Below are 24,878 nucleotides of genomic sequence, written 5' to 3'. Positions count from 1 at the left end.
TGCGATTGCCCTGATGCAATCCTATGCCCAAACGGAGTGAAGATCCGAGGATTCACTTCAAAAAAATTTGGCTGGACTGCCGGACTGCTGGCGCCGCGATCTAGATGCCCGATCGAGATAGCGCTCTTCGTCGCGCACGACGGTGGCGATCCCTGAACGTGGGATCCGGCGCATGAATACTGAATAATCCCCGCCGTGAAAATGGATCTGGCGCCCATGGACCCCGCCCAGATCTTGAGCAATCAGGGGGATACCGTCCCGCTCCAAAAAATCACGCACAAACAGGGCATTGGCGGCGCCGATATTGAAATGATTAGTGGTTGCGCCATGGCCATTGAGGACATTGGCCCCGCCGAACGCCTTGGCCCGGAGACGTTCGCGCCGGGCACCCTGTTTCAGCAGACCATTGACCAGTATCTCCATTGCCCAGACGCCATAGCGCCCAGCTTCGCTAGCCAACAAGGGCTCAGTGCTCTCCGGATGGCGCATCGGCAGCAGGAAATGATTCATCCCCATCACCCTAGCCTCGGGATCGAAGAGACAGACGGCGACACAGGAGCCCAGCAGGGTACTGAGGATCATGGGCTCCCGGGTAACGAAGTGCTCGCCAGGATAGATCAAATAGCGTTTGAGCAATTCGGGCATCGTGGATTAGCCCGGCGGTCGACGAAAGACCGAGGGCCGCTGCATCACCAAAGGTGTCCTCAACCCTTGCAAGGATTCGACATGACTGATAAACAACCAGCCGCCGGGCCGTAATGCCTCATAAAGACACTCAATCACCCGTTGTTTGACGGCCCGGTCGAAATAGATGAGGACATTGCGTAAAAATACGATGTCGAACGGCGCCCCCTCGCGGCGAGGATGCAATAGATTGTGCTGATCCCAAGACACCCGCTTTTGCAACCGCGGATCGATCAGGATGTAACCGGCCTGGCCCCTGACCCCCTTGAGGCAATAGCGCTCAAGCCAGAGGCGCGGTAGGTGCTTGGCCCGCTCCAATGGATACAGGCCCTGGTGTGCCTGTGCCAGCATCCGCGTGCTGATATCGGTCCCCAACACCGACCAATCACCTCTTAGACCCAAGACCTCGGCCAGCGCCATCGCCAGGGTGTAGGCCTCCTCCCCCGAGGAACAGGCGGCGCTCCAGACGCGCATCCGCTGTCCCCGATAGGCAGGCAAGACCTCGGAAACCAGATAGGCAAAATGGGCCGGCTCGCGATAAAAGAAGGTCTCGTTCGTGGTCAAGAGATCGATCAGATGCTGGCGCTCGCGGTCTTCAGCCGGTGCCAGCGCTCGATCGAGATAGGTGGATAGAGTGTCACAACCCAGCTCGCGCAGCCGTCGCTGGAGGCGGGCGCTGACCATCGGGCGTTTGGCGGCTGTCAGCAAGATACCTGTCTCGTCCCAGATGAATTCGGCTAACCGCCGAAAACCGGCCTCATCCAGCGCGCTCGATCCGCTCTCTGGCGCTCGACCCAACGACCGTTCAACTTCCAGCAGTGCCATCCTCAATCCCAGGGTCGGCCTCCTGGCCGCTCAGCGCGCGCAAGGCGGCAAGCTCTTGGATAGAGAGCAGATGATCGACCTCCAAGATGACTACAAAGGCCTCATCCACCCGCCCCATGGCGGCGATGAAATCGGTGCGGATAGTCGCCCCGAAGGACGGCGGCGGTTTGATGTCATCGCGCCCGATCTCTAGGATATTCTTGACTTCATCGACCAGCATCCCCAAGACCTGAGCCTCACCTACCGCCTGGACCTCCACCAGTACGATACAACTGCGTCGGGTTGGGACGATGGGGCTACGGCCCAAACGTGCCCCAAGATCAATGACGGGCACGACTGAACCGCGCAGATTGATCACCCCGCGGATGGCATCCGGGGTTAGGGGCACGCGGGTGATCGTTGGCAGTTCAATGATCTCTTTAACCACCTCGATGGGGACGGCCAGGCGCTCACCGGCCACTACAAAGGTCAGATACTGACCGACCTCAGTATTGAGCCCGAGATGCGCCTCAGTGTGGGGGAGTGTCACCAAGTTGCCCATTGTCTCTCCCCCTAGAACCGCTCAAAGTCCTTGGGATCGAACTCGGCTACCTCCCGCTCGCGGCGCGACGATACCGCCAACGGCGACCGCGCCCGCATCCTCGCTCCACCATCAGCGCTCGCCCCCAATTTGAAGAACTCCATGGTCTCCTGCAATTGACTCGCTTGAGCATTGAGCTCCTCGGCCGTCGCCGCCAACTCCTCCGACGCCGAGGCATTCTGTTGCGTCGCCTTGTCCAACTGGCTCATCGCCTCGCTGATCTGGGCAATCCCTTGCGCCTGCTCCGCCGAGGCCGCCGTAATCTCCTCCACCAGGTCCGCGGTCTTGATAATGTTGGGCACCATCTGCTCCAACAACCGCCCCGCCTCCTCGGCAATCGCCACACTGTTGGTCGCCAACTGATTGATCTCTTGCGCCGTCAGCCCACTGTTCTCCGCCAACTTGCGCACCTCCGCCGCCACTACAGTAAAGCCCTTACCATGCTCCCCAGCACGCGCCGCCTCAATCGCCGCATTCAAGGCCAAGAGATTGGTCTTATAGGCAATGTCCTCAATCAATCCAATCTTGTTGGCAATCTCCTTCATCGCCGCCACCGTGCGCGCCACCGCCTCACCACCCCGCCGCGCCTCCTCCGCCGAGGTCCGGGCAATACTATTGGTCACCCGCGCATTCTCCGCATTCTGCTGCACCGAGGCATTGAGCTCCTCGACGCTCGAACTCGTCTCCTCCACACTCGCCGCCTGCTCTGTCGCACCCTGACTCAACGTCTGCGCCGTCGCACTCACCTGACTCGACGCCGACGACAGATTGTCCGCCCCCGCACGCACCTCACTCACAATCTTACGCAGACGATCAACCATGGCTAACATATCCTGATAGACCCCGCGCAGGTAGCGTTGATCGAAGTCGATCGCCAGATTGCCCTCAGCGACCTTGCGGGTAATCTCAGCGATCTCCCTGGGATCTTTACCCAACTGGGCGAGGACGCTGCGAATGATCGCCCAGGCAATCAGGATCCCCAGGATGACAGCAATCACCGAGAGAACGGTGATGATCAAGGCGGTGTGCTGGTTGGCCGCCTGCGTCTCCTGGCGCATGGTCTCCAGATCGTTCTTATAGAGGGCCCTGATCTCATCGATGTCGGCGGCAAACCTGGGCCCTAAGACGTTTAAGCCCTTATCGACCAGCTGATTGCGCTCATAGGTCGCTTGGACCAAGCGATCAAAGGCCTCCTTATAATCAGCCTTCAGGCGCATAGTCTCGGTAAACAAGGCGCGTTGCTGTGGATCCTGCAAATGGCGGTCGAGTTCCTTAAGTTGCGCGTCAAGCTCAGCCCATTCGCGATCGAACCGCTCAACCTCAGAGGAGGCATTGGTGGCGATAAAACGGCGGACGAAGAGACGGGCGATCAGCAGCTGGCGCAGGGCGCGTGCGGCATAGAGGACCATCTCGTTATTGCCGGCTTGATTGGCACCCTCGAGGATCTTGGTGAGGGCCTGTTCAATCGCCTCGCCATCGACAGCCAAGCGTTTGAAATCCAGTTCATCCGCCTCGCGGCTCAGGGACACGACCTGTTCAAAGGTCTTGGCATAGGTCGCGATGCTAGCAGCTGCGTCCTCGAGTTTGGCGCGACGCTTAGGATCCTTGATCAACGCCAAAATCTCTTGAATAGTGTCTTGGGTCCTTTTTATATTTTGCTCAACCCCTTGAATATTCTGTTCGCTATGGGTCTTGATGTAATCCTTGACATTCAAGCGACTCATGAACATGAATACCTGCATCTCGCCTATGCGATTAGAGCGATCAGTCCGTTCGCTGTAATAATCAAAATCATCTGAGGCCTTTTTGATCGTGAGATAGGACAAGATACTCACAATCACGAGTAACCCCAGGACTGTGCTAAAGCCCAGGATGAGCTTGGTCGCCATTGTCATGGAGCGAAACATAGATTGACCCCTTACTTCTTTATTTGAGTTACTTGTAGATGCAAACGGATAGGTGCTCCCCTAGCCTGCCGAACAGGAGGGCGGCATCCGCTGGCCTGTCATCGCCATCGATTCACCCATTGCTGTCACCTAGAAACGTTCGAAGTCCTTGGGGTTAAACTCAGGGTGCTCGACTGCCACCGCCTCGAGCTCACGCATTCGCCCTGGCCTGCCAGCGGCAGGGCGCAGGGCTGCCCGCTGGCGCCCGCCCCCCACCGAGCCGAAAGAAGCTCATGGTCTCCTGCAATTGACTCGCTTGAGCATTGAGCTCCTCGGCCGTCGCCGCCAACTCCTCCGACGCCGAGGCATTCTGTTGCGTCGCCTTGTCCAACTGGCTCATCGCCTCGCTGATCTGGGCAATCCCTTGCGCCTGCTCCGCCGAGGCCGCCGTAATCTCCTCCACCAGGTCCGCGGTCTTGATAATGTTGGGCACCATCTGCTCCAACAACCGCCCCGCCTCCTCGGCAATCGCCACACTGTTGGTCGCCAACTGATTGATCTCTTGCGCCGTCAGCCCACTGTTCTCCGCCAACTTGCGCACCTCCGCCGCCACTACAGTAAAGCCCTTACCATGCTCCCCAGCACGCGCCGCCTCAATCGCCGCATTCAAGGCCAAGAGATTGGTCTTATAGGCAATGTCCTCAATCAATCCAATCTTGTTGGCAATCTCCTTCATCGCCGCCACCGTGCGCGCCACCGCCTCACCACCCCGCCGCGCCTCCTCCGCCGAGGTCCGGGCAATACTATTGGTCACCCGCGCATTCTCCGCATTCTGCTGCACCGAGGCATTGAGCTCCTCGACGCTCGAACTCGTCTCCTCCACACTCGCCGCCTGCTCTGTCGCACCCTGACTCAACGTCTGCGCCGTCGCACTCACCTGACTCGACGCCGACGACAGATTGTCCGCCCCCGCACGCACCTCACTCACAATCTTACGCAGACGTTGGACCATGCCATTAAGGGCATTAGCCAATTGACCGATCTCGTCTTTTTGCTCGATATCGAGCTGCTGGTTTAGATCTCCTTCTGCAATTGCGTTCGCAAAAGTAACGCCCTTACTGATCGGTTTGGTGATGAGCAAGGCTAGGAAAATGGCAATCATCGATCCGAGGATGACAGCGATGATCACAGTGACCACTATAATCACTATAGCATTCTGCACGCTTTGTTGCGCTAGCAGGCGCGCAGCTTCTAATTCCTGATGACCTACCATTTCTGCCTTCTTGGCTGATTCGATGACCGTCTCACCATAATTAGCCATGCGCTTGAGGATTTCATTGAGCTCATCGTCCTTGTCAATCCAGTTTTTGGCCGCCTGTTCATACTCCAGGGTCGCCTTGCGTGCATCCTCAATCAACCTGCGCTCGGCATCGCTGACGATGATCTTTTCAAGTCTATTATAGAGTTCCTTCAACTCAGTTAAGGCAACGGTCATCTGTTTCCAGGCCGTGCGATCTCGACGGATGATTTCTTCCTTTTCGAAACGAATGATGCGATTGGCCTTAATCCGGATAGCGACCGTCAGGATATAGCGCTGCACATAGCCATCCAAGAGGCGGACATCTGCACCTTGCGCTAGCGCGTCGGCGTATGACTTCTCTTGAATCTCCATAAACTTTTTTAAGGCCTCAATGACGGCGCGGCCCTTTTCGGTCATGGTCGCTTCAAATGCCGCGTTTGTCTTCAATGTGGCCACACCCTTGCGATATTCCTCGGCATATAAACCGGTGTCGCGACGGTCAATCTTGGAGAGTTCCAATAACTCTTGATTGTTATAGCGGGTCGCGATCTCATCGAATTTATCGAGAAAGGCAAAAAGTTCCTTCACATTGGTTTCAGCACGCTGATGGACTTCGTCCTTTTTAAGCAACAGATAGTTTTTTCTTCGAGGATGGTCTGCAACGCCATCCGTTTGACGCCATTTGCATATTCGACCGACTTAGAAGTATTATCGGTGATATTAAAGAGCGCACTGCTCACCTTGCTGAGATAGATATAGGCGAGGATACCAAAGATAACTGTGATTAAGACAAGCAACATGGCGCCCGCCAAGATCTTCGTTCGTACACTAAGATCGTTAATATTCATCGATGCTTTCGTCTCCAATCAGCCACTAGAGACCCCTGTCTGCCCCTGATTCCGCGGGAGAATGGGGTTTGGGATGCACAATGATCATTGCACAGACAATGATCCTAAACCTCTTCATCCGTGGATCGAGGCGGGATCGACCGCATACTGATGCAAGCCCTGACTGAGCGCGGCCAGTTCGGAGACATCAAGGATCAAAGCGACCTCGCCAGTTCCGAGGATAGTGGCGCCGGCAATCCCTGTCAGACGCTCAAAGATCCGCCCCAGGGGTTTGATGACCGCTTGGAGCTCGCCGTGGAGGGCATCGACCACGAGTCCGATCTTGTGATGCCCGAAACGTACGACCACTAGGCTCTCTCGCTGCCTGTGCGCTGCGGTCGGCTCGGCGCCAAAGAGTTCGGTTAAACGGATGAAGGGCAGGACCTCGCCGCGCAGATTGATGTAATACCCATGCTCACCGCTGCCCTGATCTAGATCGAGCTCGACGCACTCCACCACCTGGGCCAGCGGGATGACATATTGGCCTCCGCCAGCGCCGACCATAAAGCCGTCGATGATGGCGAGGGTTAAGGGCAGAGAGATCGTGAAGCGTGTCCCTTGTCCAGGCTCGCTCTCGAGTTCAATGGTGCCGCGCAGGGCCTCGATATTGCGCTTGACCACATCCATCCCGACCCCGCGCCCGGAGAGATTGGTCGCCTGCTCCTTGGTCGAGAGCCCGGGGGCAAAGATCAGGCGCAGGGCCTCTTCGCGGGTCAGACTCTCGTCGGGCCGGACCAATCCCAGGGCCTCCGCCTTGGCGCGGATCTTGGCGGCATCGAGCCCCGCCCCATCGTCGGCGATCTCGATCACAATATGACCCGAGTCATGATAGGCATTGAGCACGATTGTCCCTTGCGCCGGTTTGCCTTTGCTTAGACGGACCTCGGGTGGCTCGATACCATGATCGATGGCATTGCGAACGAGATGGGTAAGCGGATCGACCATCTTTTCGACCACGGTCTTGTCGAGCTCGGTCTCGGCACCGTTGATGACGAGCTCGATCTGTTTGCCGAGCTCCTGGGCGGCATCCCGCACCACCCGCTTGAAACGCGAAAAGGTGTCGCCGATCGGCACCATGCGCAATTGCAGGGCCTGGTCACGGATCTCGGAGACCAGATAATCGACCCCGTCGACCACCTCATCCAGGGCCTCAATACCCGCGCGCTTGGCAAGCACACGGATCGCGGCGCTGCTGGTAACGAGCTCCCCGATCAGATCGATGAGATGGCCCAAGCGCTGGGCATCGACGCGGATGAAGCGCGCCTCCTCCTGGACCCGATTGCGGGCCGCGGCCTGCACCTGCGCGGCCTGTTCGACGACGGCGGCTTTAATCGATCCTTGTTCGACCAGGATCTCGCCGATCTTCCTTCCTCCACCCTCCGCCTCTTGGATTGTCAAGGCGCGCTCGAGCTCGGCCTGGGTAAGCGCACCGATACGCACCAAAAGCTCGCCGATACAGCCGACCTGCTCGGGCGGCAGGGTATCTAAGAGCTCCAGATATTTGGCATGGGCAGTGTCGGGTTCGAGGATGCGGATCTCGCAGTCCTGATCGGCAAACTCAAAGACGTTTGCCAACAGGGGTTTATCGACATCGCCGCGAAAACCGATCCCGAATTGCAGATAACAGGTTTCGGGGTCAAACTCAAGGCTACAACCGGCCCCGGGGTCGATACGCACCGCGACATGGACCAACTCACCGAGCGAGGCGAGATAGCGCAGAAACGACAATGGATCTATACCATGGCGGAAGGCATCGCAGGTAAAGCGCAGGCTGATCATCCATAGATCGCGCCCAACGGGAAGATGTTTGGCCTCAGGCCCTGGGGATACTGCCCCGGTTTGCGACCCTTCACCTCCCTGGCCAAGCCGTTCAAGCAAAGATTCACCAGCTCGGATGAGCTGGGGATCGAGGGGGGACTCGGGCAGATCCGCAGATAGACAGGCCGCCACCAGGCAGTCGGTATGATCACGGCATTCAAGCAGTGCAGCGATGAGTTCGGGGGTCAAGGCGATCTGACCGGAACGCACCCGTTCCATCAGCCCCTCGACCGCATGGGTAAAGGCGACGATCGGCTCATAACCGAAGACACCCGCCGTCCCCTTGATGGTGTGCATGGCGCGAAAGACGGCATTGAGCGACTCGGGGTCCTTTGGGTCTTGCTCCAATGCCAAAAGGGCGTCCTCCATGGACTGTAAGAGCTCCGAAACCTCGGCGACGAATGCCTGACGCGCGCTATCCAGGCTCATGCGCCACCTCCAGTCTCACCGAAGCAGTGGCTAAGCTGCACGAGCTCCAAGAGCTCAGACACCGTCGGGCTGACACCTACCACACGCAATGATCCGCCGCGCGTGCGTACCGCATCGCGCAGCCAGAGCAAGAGCTGAAGACCGGCGCCATCGAGTTCGGTCGTTTCTGAAAGATCGAGGATGCAGTGCGGATGCCGTTCGAGATACGCCTGCATCCGCTGATAGGTCTCCGCAACGTTATAAATGTTGAGCTCGCCGGCCAAGATCAGCCGATCGTCTGCGCTCGCTTCTGTTTCTGCAGCGCTCATCCCGCCTCCCCCCGCATCTCATCAAGATGTTTAGCGAAATCGCTTCAGGGCAATATCAGCTTAGCAACGGCATCCAACAGAGCTGGCGGCTGGAATGGCTTGACCAACCAGGCCTTGGCACCCGCGGCGCGTGCGGCCTCCTTCTTTTCCGGTTGGCTTTCGGTGGTCAGCATCATGATTGGGGTGTATTTGTAATTGGGAAGTTTGCGGATCTCACCGACCAGGGTGATACCATCCATGTTGGGCATATTCACATCGCTGATGATGAGATGGATCTTGCGCCCATCGAGCTTAGTGAGTGCATCTTGCCCATCGCAGGCCTCGATGACCTCATAGCCCGCCCCCTTGAGCGCAAGCCCCACCACGCTGCGAAAGGACGCTGAATCATCGACCACCAGGATCGTTTTCGCCATGCCTTTACCCCTCCTCTGAGCAATTCTTTTGGCAGCAACAACTGCCCTCTACGCGACCTATCTTAGAAACAGCCTGATTTGCCCGATCTCGTTCCAACGGAACAAGGATCGAGCATTTACCAACAAGGTCCTGCGCCATTCTTGGCTGTGACCTCGCGGTCATAGAAATTATCCAGCCTGGTTGAGGGAGACTCAACAGCGGATACAACCAAAAAATACCCATAGGGACCGACCTATGGGCAGCATTTCAGGCGATGACAGCATTGAGCGACTCCAAAAGCTGACTGAGGTGCTCGCGGTACTGGGCCTGCAGCTCGGGCCGGGCCGACTTGAAGGCGCTGTCTTGCTCTACGAGTCCCCGCAGGATCTGATTGATGGCCTGGAAGGGTTGCTCGACAAACCCAAGCTCAGGACGCCCACCCAGCTCGCGCAGCTCGCGCATGAAATGCCCAAGCCGCAAGCGGCCCTCCCCTTGCGCGGGTTGATCTAGCCGCTGCACCCCCTCATAGACCTGGGCGGCACTGAAACGCTCGGAACGGCTCATCGTCAGATTCATCGCTGCAAGCTGACCGATATCAAAGCGAATCCCCTGCGCCTGTTCGAACGCCTTTTGCACATCGCCATTGAAAAAGTCGCGCGCCAGACCCGAGATATCCTGGATAAGGGTCTGGATCGCCTTGAGCTCATCCTCATTGAGGTCGCCCTCAACGCTGAACTGAAAACCGGTCTGCTCAGTGCGACTGACATCGAGGAGCGCAGCCTGATTGCCCAAACCATCGCGCAAAAAGGCAAAATTCCCCTGGGCCTCCAGGCTTCGGCCAAACCGGAGCTGTACGGTATCGCCCTCACGGGTCTTGAGCGACAGGCTAAAGTCATCCGTCTGCGCGAATCTCTGGGCCGCGGCTACGCCGGTTATAGACGATTCGGTCATCTGACGCGGCGCCAGCCTCTCTAGCCCCTCGAAGGTCAGCCGCTCGGTCTCGTCCACCTGTTTAGCGATGTTACCTGTCAGCACCTGCAGGCTGTCGAGGAGCTCGCGCGCCTCTTGAAAGCCTTGCTTGGCCCCCTTGAATGCACTTTCATACAGGGATTGCAGCTCATCCTCGGATTTACCGCGCAGCCTAGCGCTCTCAAGCCCTTGTGCTACAAAGCTCGTGATACGCTCGGCGACCCGCTCGGGGATGTAATCCTCCGCCTTGAGCGATTTGAGCTGCCCCACCTCCATGCCGAGGGCGCGCCCAATGGAGCTTAGGGCCCGCTCCTGGACCTGCCCTAAAGCGCCGCTAGATCCTTGCTGCCCCTGCTCCTGCTCTTGGGGCTTGGGAGTCGGCTGGGATCTGAGGATCAGATTGCTTGCCGAGGGCGAAAGATGGGTCAGTGGATTCATCAGATTTGCTCCAATGCCAGTGGGCATACCTTCTTTAACGGCGCCTTGACCCATCGCTTGAGGGTGCTGCTGATTCAGCTCAGCTAGCTGTCACTGCGTCCGCGGCGAGATTGGCCAAGCGCGCATAGCCTTCGACATCGATCCTCTCAGCACGCGCCTGGGGATTGAGTCCGGCCCGTTCGATCAGTTCCACGGGGACCAGCCCCTCTAGACTATTGCGCAGGGTCTTGCGCCGCTGGCCAAAGGCGGCAGCGACGATGCGGGCGTGCAGGCCGGGGTCGGCGAGCGGATAGCGCAGCGGGCGCCAGGGGATCAGGCGCAAAAAGGCCGACTCGACCTTAGGGACGGGTTTAAAGGCGCCGGGGCCGATGCGAAACAGGTTGATCGCCGCGCAATGGGTCTGGACCATAATCGACAGGCGCCCGTATGTCTTACTGCCTGGGGAAGCGGCGATACGCTCCACGACCTCTTTTTGCAACATCAGGTGCAGGTCGCGAATGAGCGCAAGCTGAGCAAGTAGATGAAAGAGCAATGGGGTTGAGATGTTATAGGGCAGATTACCGACGATGCGCAATTCGGCAGGTCTCGAGGTCAAGGCGTGCAGATCAAACTCGAGTGCATCGCCTTGGTGGATCAAAAGCCTTTCTGATACCCCCAGGCGCTCACGCAACGGCGCGATCAGGTCGCGATCGAGCTCGATGACATCGAGCCGCTTCGCCTGCTCCAATAGACCCCAGGTCAACGCCCCCTGTCCCGGGCCGATCTCGACGACATGATCGCCTGGCTGGACGGCGATCGCGGCGAGTAGGCGACGGATGACCTGGGGGTCATGGAGGAAATTTTGCCCAAAGCGCTTACGCGCACGGTGCCCCATCACGGCTCAAACGCCGATCTCGGCCTGACGCAGGATCAGGGCATTGCGGATGGTCTGGCGCTGTTCAACCTGATCCTGACCGGCGCGCAACGAACGGCTGGCGATCAGGGCATCGATCACCTGTTCGGCCCTGAGCCAATCGGCCTCGGCATGACCAGGGGCAAAGCCGCGGCGCTCGGCCAGATAATAGGCCGCGACCGCGATCATCTCATGGCGCTGTTCAGGGCTTGGGTGAGCGAAGGGGTCTGACATCAAGCAGGACGGCGCTGGTCGGGGCGCAGCTTGGGGGTGAAATAGTCATCCGCCAGATCCAGGTCCACGGGCTGGTTCGTTCCATCGACTAGCGGTTGCTCATCGTCCTTCCAGCCGCGCAGCCCGAGCTTGAGCGAGGCGACGTTTTGATAACCGAGTAGATTGAGCGAGTGCGCCGCCAGGATGCTCCGATAACCCGAGCGGCAGACGACCACGATCTCGCGCTCGCGCGCCTGTACGAGCTCGGGGATGGTCTCTTCATAGTCCCATTCGCAGGCCGATTCCAATATCCCGCGCGGGACATTGAGCGATCCTGGGATGTGCATCGCCTCGAACTCATAGGGTTCGCGCACATCGATGATCAAGAGCTCCGGATTCTCGCGGATGCGCTCCGCAAGATCCCAGGGCATGACCTCGCGGACCTCGGTGAGGCAATGGCGAATCAGCTCCAAAAAGGTCTTCAACGGGCTCTTAACCTCTCGCTCTCTGGGCCTCAGATCCAGGCATCCTCGGGATGCTGTCTCAAGCATTGGAGATGCTGAGCTCCATCCGCGGGTTGCCGATGATCTTTTGCATCCCCAGTCCTTTGGCGACATTGATGAGGATGGGGCCGGCGATATTGGCATGCAAGCCGCCGGCCGTGCCTTCGGTATCCTTCCACAGCATGAGCAATACAAGGATCTCCTCGGGATGTTCAGCTTGCAGCAATGATTGTTCGGTGTCATCGAGCGCAAGGACATAATTGAGCGCATAGAACTGCGGATCGACCAGGGTGAACTCGATCTCTGGGTCATCTTCGGGACGCAACCGGTATATACGCCCCCCTTCGGTATCCGAATAGGTGAGACGATAGGTCTTCAGGTGCTCGAAACCGGGAATACCTTCGGGAAAGACAATAGTGGTGGGCGAGGCGAGCTCAGGGGTCGCGGCTGTTTGCTGATTCATGCGAGACTCCTATGATGTTTGGGCACTGGATCGAGACTCGATGCGATCAGACCCTAAGGATATATGAATTTTGCCCAATCGCCATGAGCGTGTTTCAACGGGTATTGCAGTGCTCAACCATATCGGGCGTTGTGTTCTCTGGATGATCGCGCTCTGGGCGGGGGCTGAGGTCCGCTCGCAAGAGATCCCGCCGGCGAACGATGCCTGTTTCAAGGGGCTGGCAGAGACCGCGCCATCGACCGAGTTCACCCAGCTCGAAGGGGGTGCGGTGGTCAGGCATGAGCGCACAGGATTGGAGTGGCAGCGCTGCGCCCTCGGTCAGCAGTGGGATGCCGCATCTAAGACCTGTGCCGGACGCCCGACTGTACATACCTGGAAAGAGGCGGTTAAACAAGCCGAGCAGACGGGGGATGGCTGGCGCCTGCCGACCGGCGATGAGCTGATGACCATCGTCGAGCGCTGTCACGATGGGCCGGCGATCAATCCCCAGGTCTTTCCCAATACCCCCGGGGTCCTTTTCTGGTCATCCTCCGTCGATACGGGAGGGGTCGGGCGAGTCTGGGCGGTGAGCTTTTTTACCGGCCAGCCGTTTCGGGTCGGCACCGCGCAGAACGGTCGCGTCCGGCTTGTGCGGGGGACTATACAAGGACCCTGAATATCTCACCAAGGACGATATTCAAGTCCAGGGAGCGAGTCCTGACCGAAGCGCTCGGGGAGTGCGAGCAAAAAGGTCTTAAGCTCCTCTAAGGCCATATAGCGCCCATAGGACGCCTTAGCCGCATCGATCGGCAGCTCGACCCAATATCGCCGATTGGCCGGGTCATAAAGGATCTGGAGGGTGGTATCGCGCCCATCGATCAGTCCCAGATAGTCGTCCTCGGTCTGCAGCCGAGGGACGAGCTGCTCGCAAATGGCCTTGGCGCTCATCTCGATGGCGCGCATGGACGAGAGCGACTCGCCAGTACGCTCAAACAGATAAAAGACACGATAGTGCATGGCTCAGGCAATGATTCGGGAGTGGTCAGTCAAGTGGCAAAATGCCTTCTCTCTTGAAGGCCGGAACATAGATCCATTCCAGCGGATTGCGCCATTCCATCAAACCGCCTGGGTCACCGCCAAGTCCTTTGACCCAATGCACGACACGCCTCGCCCTTCAGAGGGAGAATCTCAATCCTCGCTTAGATCGATCGCGATCTCGCTTGCCCCGGCGCGCGCGCCGAAGGCCCGCAGATCCTCCTGGATCTTGGCCAGCGAGCGCGCATCCAAGCCCTTCCCGCCACGCCGCAAGCGGGCGTGTAGGAGCAGATCTGGCGCACGCCAGGCGACATCCAAGGCAAGCTCCAACCGCGTCACTTCATGGGAGGGTTTAAGCCGCAGATCAAGGGTAACCGCAAAGGAGGCGGTTGCCAGACGCGGTCGGCGCATGCGCACCTCCTTGAGGGCGCACTCGGGATCCTGGGCACGGCGGCGCAGGGCATAGACCAGCTCGCGGTCGCAAAAGGCCGAGATAAGGCGGTTGACCTCGAAGAGCTGGCGCTGGGCCTCGCGCAGGCGCTGGGGGGACTGTTCGGATCCCTCGCCCTGGCGACGCAAGGCGCGTCGCAGACGGTCGAAGGCCTTGGGCTGGGTCCCGCTGTGAAAACCACGGCGCAAAAAGGCGCGCAGGGTCTCGCCGTGGGTGCCGACGATCGCGGGCTCAAGCGCTGTCCTTACCAAACCATCGGATTGAACGGCGTAGAGCCCGGGTCGGACGGCAAACCCTGGGGTCGCCTGTTGATGATTGGCGGCATAGAGGCGCCAGTTCTCCTTGAGCTCCCAGACCAGAAACCCAGCCAATCCAGGCAAGAGCAGGATAGTCAGGGTGACGAAGGGGAGGCTGATCCATTTCGGTAACACGGGATCGAGAGCCTCAACCATGAGCAGGGTGATCCAGGGCAAAAAGGGCAGCATCAATTTATGCGCCACGGTCACCAGCGGGAAGTGCTTGATCGGGTTGATCTGAGGCTCGACCAAGACGGTGAGATAGAACTGGAACAGCCATTCGCACAGCCGCCATACCGGTGCCAACACCGATTTGACCAAGAGCTCCGGCCAGGACTCGCCTTGTCTGTGGCTTAAGAGCTCCTCGATCCAATGCAGGCCCTGCTGGAAGCGCCGAGTCAGCTCCTTGAACAAGGCGAGCAGCTCCTGGATCAAGCCAATGACCAGGGTCTGGTTGAGCCGGCGGATGAACCGCCCCAGCCCGCTGATCAGATCATCGAGCAGACGCCGCCCGCCCGGGGTATTGCGCACCAGGATACCCAGAAGCAGGGTCAGGGCGATGAGCGAAACATTGGGTTCGATCAGGTCGCCGCGGATCACACTGAAAAGGGCCAGTATTGGCACGACCAGCAGTGCCCCGCTCAAGAAGGGCTGCACCAGGTTGCGATTGAGCCCGCGTACGAGCTCGGTCTCGATGAGCAGGCGCACTGGCGGCCAGCGCATGAAACGCCTGAGGCCATCGAAGAGAAGCAAGCGCAGCGTCCACCAGAGTACGCGCAGCAGGAGATAGACCCCGATGCGCCCGGAGCGGGTATAGACCAGGGCATTGAGCAACAGGCCCAACCCAAGGATCAACCACAGGCTGGTGAGATGAAAGGTTGCCTCCAGCATCGGCAGGATGCCGATGAGGATGTCCAGGGTCTTTAAGAGCAAAAAGGCAACGCCTACCGGTAGGAGGAGATGGCGCACGAGCAACCGGCCCAGCGGCGTCCCGAACAACGGGGCGGAGAGGCGTTGCAGACCCTTGAGATAGATCTCGCCGGGGCGATAGAGCCCTGGTAAGAGACGTGCGGCCTGGCGATCGAAACGATCCAGCCGATCGCCCTTGAGCCACTCGGCGAGGCTGACATCGGGTAGGCGCAAAGGGTTGCGAGCGACCAGGTCGCGCACATCGGTGAACCTGAAATGCCGGCGGCGTTCGATGACATCCAAGAGCTCGCGCAAGAGCTTGTTGAAGGCCACCATCTCGCGGTGATCGCGGGCGATGAAGCCCGCCTGGTTCAGGGCTTCGCTCAGACGCGGGACGAGCCCTCGTTCAAGACGCGAGCGGATGACTGCAGCGAGTGCCGCAAGCGGGCGGATCAAGCGCTCGATCTCGGTAGGCGGCCAGTTGATCCACTCAAGGTGGGCTTGGGCGGACTCGAGCGCACGCAATGCCCGCAGATCGGCCTGAAGGGGCAAGGGTCGGCGCAAGGGGCCGCGGCCAAGGAGCCAGCGCAGGGGCTGCATCTCATAATAGACCTGCGAGCGTTCTCTCAGCGCTTCCTCCAGGTCATCCAGGACCCATTGCACCGCCGTGCCGTGCGCCTGCCGCGTATCGCCCAGATGCGCGATCAACGACCTCAGCTCACGCGCCCGCCCTGGATTGAGCGGCCAAGCGGCAAGCAGCGCCTGGGACAGCGACGACTCCGCGCCCTGCTGACGTTGGGCAATCAGCGCCAGGACCCGCTCGGCCTCGGGCGAGCTTGGATCGGCGAGCACGAGCAATGACTCACGCGCGAGCGCGAGCTGATGGATCGCCGATCCATAGCGCCCTGCCTGTTCAGCGCGTTGGGCGCGCCTTAGGGCCAGGACGAACAATTGCAGCTCAAGCGCCGGCTGAAACCTCCGCGTCAACCGCGTCAGACCAAGGAGCGGACTCGCAAGACCCAGGATGGCAACGAACAATGCCTCCAGGAAACGCACCAGGCCCTCGGCGTAGTGTGGTCCAAACCCCTGTTCGAGCGCACTCGCCCAGCGGCTCAGCTGAAAGGTCGATCTCATGCAGCCTACTCGGTCGGCGAGGGGACGCACATCCTGCGCCCCAGGCAGTCCCATCTGGGACGCATCCTGCGGAGGTTGGGTATGAAATGCTGAGTTCGATGCCTCGCCCCCCCGACCGCGGTAAAGCCGCAGGTCGACATCTGAGCGACCGCAGAGCAGACCAGACGGCAAGTGTACAAGCCGGGTCGGATGGCCGCAGAGTGGATCGGGGCGGGCGGCAAGCAGCGCCTCGGGCAGGGGTCCATCGAGGCTCGGCGGCGGCCAATCCAACCCCCCTGCCCGCACCCAGTCATCGAGCGCCGACCAGTTCTGGATTGCCGGAAACCAATAGCCGCGCGTCCCTGGGGTGAAATAACGCAGGCGCACCATCAAGGCAACGAATGACCGGCAAACCCAGGGGTCGTCCACCCCTGAGGGGATGACGCCGTCCTGGATCAGCACCTCCTTAAGCTCGAACCAGGCGGTCTCGCCGACCAGCCGGCGCAAACTGGTTGGACCAAAAGCGTTGGGCTCCGGGTCGCGATCGCGCGCCTGCTGCCAGATACGTGCCACCTCCCCCTCGAAGCGGCGCGCCCAATAATCTCGCCATAGCTGGATGAGGGCCGTCTCTTCAGTCGGCAGCTCCCCCGGCAAGGGCAACAAGATCACCGAATCAGGGAGATCCAAGACCTCGATGACGGTCAGGGCCTCAGGGTTTTCCTCCTCGAGTGCGGACAAAAAGGCCGCGCGCGACATCACATGATAGCCAAGGCTTGGGATTGCGCCGGCATCGCCCCGGGGATCGAGCTCATCGGCGAGGATTCGTTCGATGGCGCGCGGATGAAAGAGAAAGACGCCCTCGGCAGGTTTGAAGACTCGGGCACGAAACAGGCGCGCAACAGATTCAGGGCTGGCCGTTTGAACCAGCGCCGGATCTCTAGCGCCTGGCGGGAGGGGTGGGCTAGAGGTGCTTGCCATCTCTGCGCTCCTAGACCTTGGGCGGCACGCAGTCAACAGCACCCCATCACGCTGGACCTATCCGCGCGGCAAATCAGACAAAACGGTGACGAGGACCCGTCGGTCCGAGCGGGGGCCGTCGAACTCGCAAAAAAAGATATTCTGCCAGCGCGACAGCCCCAACTCGCCCGCGATCAAGGGGATGGTCTCGGAGGGGCCGATGAGACCGGCCTTAAGATGGGCATCACCGTTGCCGTCTTGTCGATCATGGCGCCAGACGCCCTTGGGGATCAGGCGGCTCAAGAGATCGATGACATCCAACTGGACGCTATCATCCCAGTTCTCTTGGATCATGATCGCTGCCGTCGCCCCCTGGGCATAGACATTGACTAGGCCATCGCGGATGCCGCTGCGCGTCACAATGGTCCGCACGCGATCGGTGATGTCGATGAGTTCCTGTGGACAGTGTGAGGCAAGATGAATGGACTCGCGCATGCTTGCGCGCCATGATGCGGGTATGGTGGGCGCAACAGGGATTGAACCTGTGACCCCTGCCGTGTGAAGGCAGTGCTCTCCCGCTGAGCTATGCGCCCATGTAGGAGGCAAATGTTAGCTGCATCGGTTGACCCTGACAAGACCCAGGGCCCCGAAACTGCGTCGTTGAGCAGGCAGCACACCGCCTTGAAGACTCGGCGTCAAAGAAGGCCGACTAGGGTACGCAGCACCTACCCCCTAACCCCTATAGCAACCCCGCCAACGCCTGAAGCACCCGCGCGTTCTCCTCCGGGGTGCCGACGGTGATCCGCAGGCAGTCCGCAAGCAGTGGATGGGTGCCGTCGAGGTTCTTGACGAGGATGCCGGCATCATACAGCCTGGCAAAGAAGCGATCCGCCTGACTCGGGGACACGCGGACCAGGATGAAATTGGCCTCGCTGGGATAGGGCTGAAGCCCTGGGAGCTGTTTTAAGCCCTGATAAAGCCTTTGGCGCTCCTCGCGGATCAGCCTAGCCTGCTCGTCGAAGACCGACTTATGACGCAGGGCGAATGAGGCCGTCGCCTGGCTGAGGACATTGATGTTATAGGGCAGGCGAACCTTGTCGATCTCGGCGATCCAAGCAGCGGGGCCGACCAGATAGCCGAGCCGAATCCCAGCAAGCCCCATCTTGGAGAGGGTGCGCAGAACCAAGAGATTGTCCCAGTCCCCCACCAGCCCTAGGAAACTCGCATCGGTGAACGGGGCATAGGCCTCATCGATCACCACCAGCCCAGGCGCCGACTCGATGATCTGGACCAGATCTTCGGCGGCGAAGCGATTGCCGCTCGGGTTGTTGGGATAGGCGAGATAGACAATCAACGGGCGCTCGCGCTCGATGGCTGCAAGCACCGCCTCTAGATCCAGCGCGAAGTCATCAGCCTTGAGCGGAATGCCGAGATAGTCCAAACCGGCAAAGCGCGCGATCAGCCGGTACATGACAAAGCTCGGCTCAACTGCAAGGATCTTGCCGCCAGGACGCGCCACCGCAAGCGCCAGCATCTGAATGAGCTCGTCCGAGCCATTGCCGAGCACCAGGCCCGCTTCGGATGGGATCCCCATCGACTCGCGCAGCATGGACGCAAGCTCGGGGGCGCGCGGATCCGGATAGCGGTTGAGCGCAAGGTCCTTAAGCACCGCAAGCCAGGGGTCGCGCAAGCTTTCGGGCAATGGGTAGGGGTTTTCCATCGCATCGAGCTTGATCAGCCCCCTGGCATCGGGCACTGCATAGGCCGAAAGCGCGGCGATCTCGGGGCGGATGATGTCTTGGAGCCGCGCGCTCATGAGCTACCATTCCCACGATATTCGGCCGAACGGGCATGCGCGGTCAGCCCCTCGCCGCGCGCCAGGATCGATGCGGTCTTGGCGAGGACCGCTGCGGCTTGGGGTGAGACCTGCAGGATACTACTGCGCTTCTGGAAGTCATAGACCCCCAGGGGCGAGGAAAAACGCGCGGTACGCGAGGTCGGCAGGACATGATTGGGTCCAGCGCAATAGTCACCGAATGCCTCTGGGGTATGGCGCCCCATGAAGATCGCTCCGGCATGGCGGATGCGCCCAACGACCGATTCGGGGTCGGCGAGGGAGAGCTCCAGGTGTTCTGGGGCTATGAGATTGGCGACCGCGATCGCATCATCGAGGTCGCAAGCCAGGATCAGGGCGCCGCGTCTAGTGAGCGCCCGCGCGATGATCGGCGCGCGTTCCATGCCGGGCAGCAGGCGATCGATGCTCGCCGCCACCCGATCCAAGAAACGCTCGTCCCAACTGACCAGGATCGCTTGGGCGTCCTCGTCATGCTCGGCCTGGGAGAAGAGGTCCATGGCGATCCAGTCGGGATCGGTCTGGCCGTCGCAGATCACCAGGATCTCCGAGGGTCCGGCGACCATGTCGATCCCCACCCGCCCGAAGACCGCACGCTTGGCGGCGGCGACATAGATGTTGCCTGGACCCACGATCTTATCGACCGGCGGGATGGTCTGGGTGCCATAGGCGAGTGCAGCGATCGCCTGGGCCCCGCCGATAGCGAAGGCGCGATCCACACCGGCGATAAACGCGGCGGCGAGCACCAGGTCATTGAGCTCGCCATCTGGGGTTGGGACCACCATGATGAGCTCGGGGACGCCGGCGACCTTGGCGGGGATCGCATTCATCAACACCGACGAGGGATAGGCAGCCCTGCCGCCCGGGACATAGAGACCGACGCGGTCTAGGGGCGTAACCTGTTGTCCGAGCAGGGTGCCATCCGGCTCGCGATAGCGCCAGCCGTTGGTCTTCTGATGCTCGGCATAGGCACGGATACGCTCGGCAGCGAGCTTGAGCGCCGCCCGTTGTTCGTCCGCGATCGACTCCCAGGCCCTCTGTAGGCGTGGGCGCGGGATCTCGAGGGCAGCCGCCGAGACAGGAGTCCAGCGGTCGAAACGCGCCGTATAGTCCAAGAGTGCCGCATCGCCGTGCGCGCGGATCTCGCGGATGATCTCAGTGACGGTCGCCTGGACCTGGTCGTCGGCGATCGATTCCCAGGCTAGCAGCCGTTCGAGCTGGGCCTTAAAGCCAGGGTCTGCGGTTGAAAAACGTTGGATGTCGGTCACGGCGATCGATCCCTAGATAGGTTCTTGATAAGAAACACATGCTTTTGAAATTGAGTGAGCTGTCCAGATGTCGTGGGCATGGAAAGACGAGACATGAGATTGCTGTCGTTTGCGGCGCGCGAAGGGGCCCAAGGGCAAGCGGGGTAGGCGCAAGGTGGGTGAGAAGCGGGCGCTGTTGGCGGAGCAGGACGCCCAGATACGCAAGCTCATGTGCGACGGGACACCGGATCAGCTGAAGCTGCCGTTTGCGCTGTGGAGCCGGCAGGCGGTGCGGCAGTTGATCCTCGACCGTTTTGGCATCGAGCTCAGGCCGCAGGGGGAAGGCAAGTACTTGGCGCGCTGGGGATTGACGCCCCAGAAACCGATTCGGCGCGCCTATGAGCAAAGCCCGCCGGCGGGCAAGACGTGGCTTGAGGAGACCTACCCGGACATTGCCCGGCGCGCCAAGGCCGAGGGCGCCGAAATCCACTGGGGCGATGAAACGGGGCTGCGCTCGGACGAGGTGCGCGGGCGCTCTTATGCGCCGGCGATCAAGACGCCCGAGATTCGCGTCACGCACCGTCGCGAAGGCCTGTCGGTGATCTCGACGCTGACCAACCGCGGCAAGGTGCGTCGGAAGGTGTTCGCGGGGGCGATGAACGCCGACATCCTGATCGACTTCATGAAGCGGCTCGTCAAGGACGCCAGGGGCAAGAAGATCTTCCTCATCCTCGACAACCTGCGCGTGCATCACACCAAGCCAGTCAAGGCCTGGCTGGCTGCATGCGCCAATCAAATCGAGGCCTCCTCCCTCCCCTATAGCCCGGCACTGAACCCCAACGAGATGCTCAAGGCCACCATCACCGCGCAGGCGCCCTCCCGCGCCAAGGGCGATCTGAAGAAGGCGACCGTCAGCCACCTGCGCCGCCTTCTCAATTCCCCCCAACGCATCATGCGCTACTTCCAGCATCCCAAGCTCCATGATGCCGCGTAATACAAGTTCATTGGTTTCGGATCAATAAAAAGGCCATCAGGCCTTGTAGGGTGCACAATGCGCGCCCTACTGCCCGGGCGCCACAGCCGCCCGCAGGGCCGCTAACAGGGTCATCACGGATTCGTGTTTCATCTTCCAGGCGGCCTTATTGACGATCAGACGTGAGCTGATCTCGGCGATGAGCTCCAAGGGTACCAGACCATTGGCCTTGAGCGTATTGCCGCTCTCGACCAGATCGACAATTAGATCCGCTAGCCCCACCAAAGGGGCGAGCTCCATCGAGCCATAGAGCTTGATGACCTCGGCCTGCTGGCCCTTGGCCGCGAAATGGCGTTCGGCGGTGTGTACATATTTGGTGGCAACCCGCGGCCTCCGGTGACCGGCTAAGTGGCTATCGGGCCGCCCAGCGACCATCAGGCGGCAGCGTGCGATGCCGAGGTCCAGGGGCTCATAGAGTCCAGAACCACCGTGCTCCATCAGGATATCCTTGCCGGTCACCCCGAGATCCGCGGCGCCATATTCGACATAGGTCGGGACGTCGGCGGCGCGGATGATCACCAGTCTAACCAAGGGGTGTGCGGTCTCGATGATCAGCTTGCGGCTGGTCGCAAGATCTTCGAGCGGCGCGATCCCCGCCTGGGCCAGCAGCGGCAGGGCCTGGTCGAGGATGCGTCCCTTAGAGAGGGCCAGAGTCAAAGGCGTCTGTAATCTCATGGGGCAGTACTCCGGTCGGCACCCTGAATGCGCTGGATACGCGCGCCGAGGGCAGCCAGTTTGCTCTCCATCCTCTCATAGCCACGGTCGAGGTGATAGACGCGATCGACCAGGGTTTCTCCCTGGGCGACCAGGCCCGCCAGGACTAGACCGGCGGAGGCGCGTAGATCGGTGGCCATCACCGGCGCAGCGGTGAGTCGCTCGACGCCGTGACAGACAGCGACATGCCCGTCGATGCGGATGTCAGCGCCCATGCGCTGGAGCTCGGGGACGTGCATAAAACGGTTCTCGAAGACCGTCTCGGCGACCGTCCCGACCCCCTCGGCGATGGCGTTGAGGGCGCAGAATTGGGCCTGCATGTCGGTGGGAAAGGCGGGATAGGGGGCGGTATGGATATCGACCGCCCGCGGACGCCCGCTCATCGCCAGCTCGATCCAATCTGAACCGGTTAGGATCTCAGCCCCTGCCTCAGCAAGCTTTTGGAGGACCGCATCCAGACAATCGGGGCGGGTCTCGGTGACCCGCACCCGCCCTCCAGTCATGGCCGCCGCCACCAAAAAGGTCCCGGTCTCGATGCGATCGGGCATGATCCGGTATGCACCGCCGCCGAGCCGATCGACCCCCTGGATCTGGATGCAATCGGTCCCCGCGCCCTCGATCCGCGCGCCGAGCTGGTTGAGGAAATGGGCCAGATCGACCACCTCGGGCTCGCGCGCGGCGTTTTCGATCAGGGTCTCACCCTCGGCCAAGGCGGCGGCCATCATGAGGTTCTCGGTACCGGTGACCGAGACCAGCTCCATGACGATGCGCGTCCCGCATAGTCGAGGTGCGCGGGCGCGGATATAGCCGCCTTCGACCTCCACCTCGGCGCCCAAGGCGCGCAGACCCTCGATATGCAGATTGACCGGGCGGGCACCGATGGCGCACCCCCCAGGCAGTGATACATCGGCCCGGCCATAGCGGGCGACCAATGGTCCCAGGACCAGGATGGAGGCGCGCATGGTCTTGACCAGTTCATAGGGGGCCACCAGGCTGGCCGGTTGGTCTGGATGGATGTGCAACGCGTCATTGTCCTCTGCAGAGCGCACCCCCAGACGCCCGAGCAGATCGAGCATGGTACGGATATCGCGCAGACGCGGGACATTGCTCAGGGTAACGGTCTGGGTGGCGAGCAGGGTCGCAGCAAGGATGGGCAATGCGGCGTTCTTGGCGCCCGAGGCGCGGGTCTCGCCATACAAGGGGACACCGCCAGTGATCAGGAGTTTATCCATAGGTTGAGGATGGGGGTTGAAATAGAGCAAACCCGCAAGGCGCTAAGCCGCCACCGGGCGGCTGGGCCCCTGATCGACGAGCGGCAGGAGCCCACCCAGGTTGGATAGGGATGCCAGGTGGACAAGGGACTCAGGTATCTGGGCATAGCCGAGCTCCAATCCCTGATGCCGAGCGAGCGCGAGCCAATCGAGTAGAAGGGCGAGGGCTGCGCTATTGGCAAATTCAACCGCTGCCAGATCGATGGTGATTCGCCTCACCCCTTGCCGGGCGGCAGCGCGCAACAGACGCCGCCCCTCTGGGGCGAGCAGTGCGACGCCGTCGAAATCAAGCATCCCGGCGATGGACCAGCGATCGGCGGCAATGACCAGCAAACGGGCGGGCCTGCTCATGCCCCACCTTGGCGGACCATCGACTCGAGCCGAGCAATCAGCCCATCGATCCCGTTTTGCCTGATCTCATCGGCAAAGCTGCTGCGATAATTGCCGACCAGGCTGGCATGGTCGATGATCACGTCATAGACCTGCCAGCGTCCATTGGCCGAATGCATGCGATATTCGATCAGGATGGGGGCGGCCCCAGACTCGCGGACCTCGATCGCGACCATCGTCATCCCAGGGCGTTGCCCTGGGCGCTCGGGCAGATAACGGATTTCCTGTCCAGAATAATTGAGCAAGGCATGCGCATAGGTACGGATGAGCACTCGCTTGAACCCCTCGACCAGACGGCGCTGTTGGTCGGGGCTGGCCTGGCGCCAAGCGGGACCGACCGCTCCCTGGGTGATCCGCTCGAAGTCGAAATGCGGCAAGACAAGGGTTTCGACAAGGCTATCGATCAGTGCGGGGTTCTGTTCGAGCTCGACGCGGCGGGCCTTCAGTACTGCCAGCACCTGATCGGCAATACGCCGGATCAGATCGGTTGCCTCGCCGGGCTCAGCGGCCTTTACCTGAAATCCCAAGGCTGCGCCCCCCAACAAGGAAAGCAACAATACCTGACGTCGCGTAAGCATTCAGTCCTCAACTGCCTTTTTGAAGAGAAATTGCCCGATCATGCGTTCGAGCACCAATGCCGATTGGGTATGCGCGATCTCATCGCCGTCATGCAAGACCTCGGGGCTGCCGCCAGGTTCAAGGCCGATATATTGCTCGCCGAGCAGCCCGGCGGTCAGGACGCTGGCAATCGTATCCGCAGGGATGGCATCGATTCGGGGATCGATCCGCATCAGCACGACGGCCTCATAGGTGCGTTGATCGAACTGGATCGACTCGACCCGCCCGATGCGCACCCCCGCCATAGTCACCGGCGCCCGCACCCTGAGGCTGCCGACATTGCCAAAACGCGCCGTCAGCCGGTAGCCGCCCTCGTCCAGATGCAGGCTAAGGTTGCTGACCTGCATTGCCAGAAAGAACAGGGCAAGCAGGCCCAGGGACACGAAGATCCCAACCAGAAGCTCGAGCATGCCGCGCTTGACCAT

Annotated in this window: 25 protein-coding genes, 1 tRNA gene and 1 pseudogene; 2 read left to right on the top strand and 25 right to left on the bottom strand. The window is 60.6% G+C overall.

Features of this window, described 5'->3' with window-relative positions:
* Window positions 1-57: 57 nt before the first annotated feature.
* The 14 genes from GWK36_RS02035 to fliW all read right to left on the bottom strand — a co-directional run bounded on the left by GWK36_RS02035 (window position 58) and on the right by fliW (window position 12,588).
* Window positions 58-645: a chemotaxis protein CheD gene (locus GWK36_RS02035; RefSeq protein WP_166269646.1), complete on the bottom strand. Its 588-nt coding sequence runs from the start codon at window positions 643-645 to the stop codon at window positions 58-60.
* A gap of 6 nt (window positions 646-651) precedes the next feature.
* Window positions 652-1,509, bottom strand: coding sequence for a CheR family methyltransferase (locus tag GWK36_RS02030; protein ID WP_166269643.1), 858 nt, complete (start codon window positions 1,507-1,509; stop codon window positions 652-654).
* Window positions 1,490-2,038 carry a chemotaxis protein CheW gene (locus tag GWK36_RS02025; RefSeq protein ID WP_246237623.1) on the bottom strand — a complete coding sequence of 183 codons (549 nt, stop codon included), beginning with the start codon at window positions 2,036-2,038 and terminating at the stop codon, window positions 1,490-1,492. Before GWK36_RS02025 ends, GWK36_RS02030 begins: the two co-directional genes overlap by 20 nt.
* Before the next feature lie 23 nt (window positions 2,039-2,061).
* A complete protein-coding gene (locus GWK36_RS02020) occupies window positions 2,062-3,996 on the bottom strand; it encodes a HAMP domain-containing methyl-accepting chemotaxis protein (RefSeq protein WP_166269639.1) in 1,935 nt (644 codons plus the stop codon).
* 190 nt (window positions 3,997-4,186) lie between these two features.
* Window positions 4,187-5,905, bottom strand: coding sequence for a methyl-accepting chemotaxis protein (locus GWK36_RS02015; RefSeq protein WP_246237622.1), 1,719 nt, complete (start codon window positions 5,903-5,905; stop codon window positions 4,187-4,189).
* Window positions 5,860-6,123, bottom strand: a complete 264-nt coding sequence (locus tag GWK36_RS02010) for a hypothetical protein (RefSeq protein ID WP_166269637.1) — start codon at window positions 6,121-6,123, stop codon at window positions 5,860-5,862. Before GWK36_RS02010 ends, GWK36_RS02015 begins: the two co-directional genes overlap by 46 nt.
* 114 nt (window positions 6,124-6,237) lie before the next feature.
* The gene (locus tag GWK36_RS02005; protein ID WP_166269635.1) at window positions 6,238-8,409 is read right to left on the bottom strand and encodes a chemotaxis protein CheA; all 2,172 of its coding nucleotides are present in this window, start codon (window positions 8,407-8,409) and stop codon (window positions 6,238-6,240) included.
* On the bottom strand, window positions 8,406-8,717 hold the full coding sequence (locus GWK36_RS02000; RefSeq protein ID WP_166269633.1) for an STAS domain-containing protein: 312 nt from the start codon (window positions 8,715-8,717) through the stop codon (window positions 8,406-8,408). Before GWK36_RS02000 ends, GWK36_RS02005 begins: the two co-directional genes overlap by 4 nt.
* Window positions 8,718-8,761: 44 nt before the next feature.
* On the bottom strand, window positions 8,762-9,130 hold the full coding sequence (locus GWK36_RS01995; protein ID WP_166269631.1) for a response regulator: 369 nt from the start codon (window positions 9,128-9,130) through the stop codon (window positions 8,762-8,764).
* Window positions 9,131-9,377: 247 nt separating this feature from the next.
* Window positions 9,378-10,517 carry a DUF5610 domain-containing protein gene (locus GWK36_RS01990; protein ID WP_166269629.1) on the bottom strand — a complete coding sequence of 380 codons (1,140 nt, stop codon included), beginning with the start codon at window positions 10,515-10,517 and terminating at the stop codon, window positions 9,378-9,380.
* A gap of 79 nt (window positions 10,518-10,596) precedes the next feature.
* Entirely contained in the window at window positions 10,597-11,391 is a 795-nt protein-coding gene (rsmA, locus tag GWK36_RS01985) for a 16S rRNA (adenine(1518)-N(6)/adenine(1519)-N(6))-dimethyltransferase RsmA (RefSeq protein WP_166269627.1), read from the bottom strand.
* 6 nt (window positions 11,392-11,397) lie between these two features.
* The gene (locus GWK36_RS01980; protein WP_166269625.1) at window positions 11,398-11,643 is read right to left on the bottom strand and encodes a DUF2934 domain-containing protein; all 246 of its coding nucleotides are present in this window, start codon (window positions 11,641-11,643) and stop codon (window positions 11,398-11,400) included.
* A complete protein-coding gene (locus tag GWK36_RS01975) occupies window positions 11,643-12,107 on the bottom strand; it encodes a rhodanese-like domain-containing protein (RefSeq protein ID WP_166269623.1) in 465 nt (154 codons plus the stop codon). The genes GWK36_RS01980 and GWK36_RS01975 overlap by 1 nt, the downstream gene beginning before the upstream one ends.
* Window positions 12,108-12,165: 58 nt before the next feature.
* A complete protein-coding gene (fliW, locus tag GWK36_RS01970) occupies window positions 12,166-12,588 on the bottom strand; it encodes a flagellar assembly protein FliW (protein WP_166269621.1) in 423 nt (140 codons plus the stop codon).
* 70 nt (window positions 12,589-12,658) lie between these two features.
* Between fliW and GWK36_RS01965 the strand changes: the two genes are divergently transcribed.
* Window positions 12,659-13,243 carry an Lcl C-terminal domain-containing protein gene (locus tag GWK36_RS01965; RefSeq protein WP_246237621.1) on the top strand — a complete coding sequence of 195 codons (585 nt, stop codon included), beginning with the start codon at window positions 12,659-12,661 and terminating at the stop codon, window positions 13,241-13,243.
* A gap of 5 nt (window positions 13,244-13,248) precedes the next feature.
* Here the strand turns inward: GWK36_RS01965 and GWK36_RS01960 are convergent, their stop codons facing one another.
* The 6 genes from GWK36_RS01960 to hisD form a co-directional block, all read right to left on the bottom strand.
* Entirely contained in the window at window positions 13,249-13,584 is a 336-nt protein-coding gene (locus GWK36_RS01960; RefSeq protein ID WP_166269619.1) for a hypothetical protein, read from the bottom strand.
* A 171-nt stretch (window positions 13,585-13,755) separates the two neighbouring features.
* Entirely contained in the window at window positions 13,756-17,349 is a 3,594-nt protein-coding gene (locus tag GWK36_RS01955) for a sulfite exporter TauE/SafE family protein (protein ID WP_246237620.1), read from the bottom strand.
* 57 nt (window positions 17,350-17,406) lie between these two features.
* Window positions 17,407-17,823 (bottom strand): secondary thiamine-phosphate synthase enzyme YjbQ, encoded by a 417-nt coding sequence (locus GWK36_RS01950; RefSeq protein WP_166269617.1) that lies wholly within the window; start codon window positions 17,821-17,823, stop codon window positions 17,407-17,409.
* Between the two features lie 23 nt (window positions 17,824-17,846).
* A tRNA-Val gene (locus GWK36_RS01945) sits at window positions 17,847-17,921 on the bottom strand.
* Between the two features lie 146 nt (window positions 17,922-18,067).
* On the bottom strand, window positions 18,068-19,144 hold the full coding sequence (gene hisC / locus GWK36_RS01940) for a histidinol-phosphate transaminase (RefSeq protein WP_166269615.1): 1,077 nt from the start codon (window positions 19,142-19,144) through the stop codon (window positions 18,068-18,070).
* On the bottom strand, window positions 19,141-20,448 hold the full coding sequence (gene hisD / locus GWK36_RS01935) for a histidinol dehydrogenase (protein WP_166269613.1): 1,308 nt from the start codon (window positions 20,446-20,448) through the stop codon (window positions 19,141-19,143). Before hisD ends, hisC begins: the two co-directional genes overlap by 4 nt.
* Window positions 20,449-20,545: 97 nt before the next feature.
* Between hisD and GWK36_RS01930 the strand changes: the two are divergent.
* A pseudogene (locus GWK36_RS01930) lies at window positions 20,546-21,421 on the top strand (IS630 family transposase); the annotation flags it as partial.
* Window positions 21,422-21,487: 66 nt separating this feature from the next.
* Here the strand turns inward: GWK36_RS01930 and hisG are convergent.
* The 5 genes from hisG to mlaD are packed head-to-tail and all read right to left on the bottom strand — an operon-like array spanning window position 21,488 to window position 24,878.
* Entirely contained in the window at window positions 21,488-22,135 is a 648-nt protein-coding gene (hisG, locus tag GWK36_RS01925; protein WP_166269611.1) for an ATP phosphoribosyltransferase, read from the bottom strand.
* A complete protein-coding gene (gene murA, locus GWK36_RS01920; RefSeq protein ID WP_166269608.1) occupies window positions 22,132-23,406 on the bottom strand; it encodes a UDP-N-acetylglucosamine 1-carboxyvinyltransferase in 1,275 nt (424 codons plus the stop codon). Before murA ends, hisG begins: the two co-directional genes overlap by 4 nt.
* 42 nt (window positions 23,407-23,448) lie before the next feature.
* The gene (locus GWK36_RS01915; protein ID WP_166269606.1) at window positions 23,449-23,796 is read right to left on the bottom strand and encodes an STAS domain-containing protein; all 348 of its coding nucleotides are present in this window, start codon (window positions 23,794-23,796) and stop codon (window positions 23,449-23,451) included.
* On the bottom strand, window positions 23,793-24,413 hold the full coding sequence (locus GWK36_RS01910) for an MlaC/ttg2D family ABC transporter substrate-binding protein (RefSeq protein ID WP_166269604.1): 621 nt from the start codon (window positions 24,411-24,413) through the stop codon (window positions 23,793-23,795). Before GWK36_RS01910 ends, GWK36_RS01915 begins: the two co-directional genes overlap by 4 nt.
* Window positions 24,414-24,878, bottom strand: a complete 465-nt coding sequence (gene mlaD / locus GWK36_RS01905) for an outer membrane lipid asymmetry maintenance protein MlaD (protein WP_166272354.1) — start codon at window positions 24,876-24,878, stop codon at window positions 24,414-24,416. It abuts the gene before it with no gap.

Source organism: Caldichromatium japonicum (assembly GCF_011290485.1).
In the GTDB taxonomy this organism is placed as follows: Bacteria; Pseudomonadota; Gammaproteobacteria; order Chromatiales; family Chromatiaceae; genus Thermochromatium; species Thermochromatium japonicum.
Note: the sequence above shows the minus strand (reverse complement) of the source record. Positions and strands in the feature narration are given on the sequence as shown.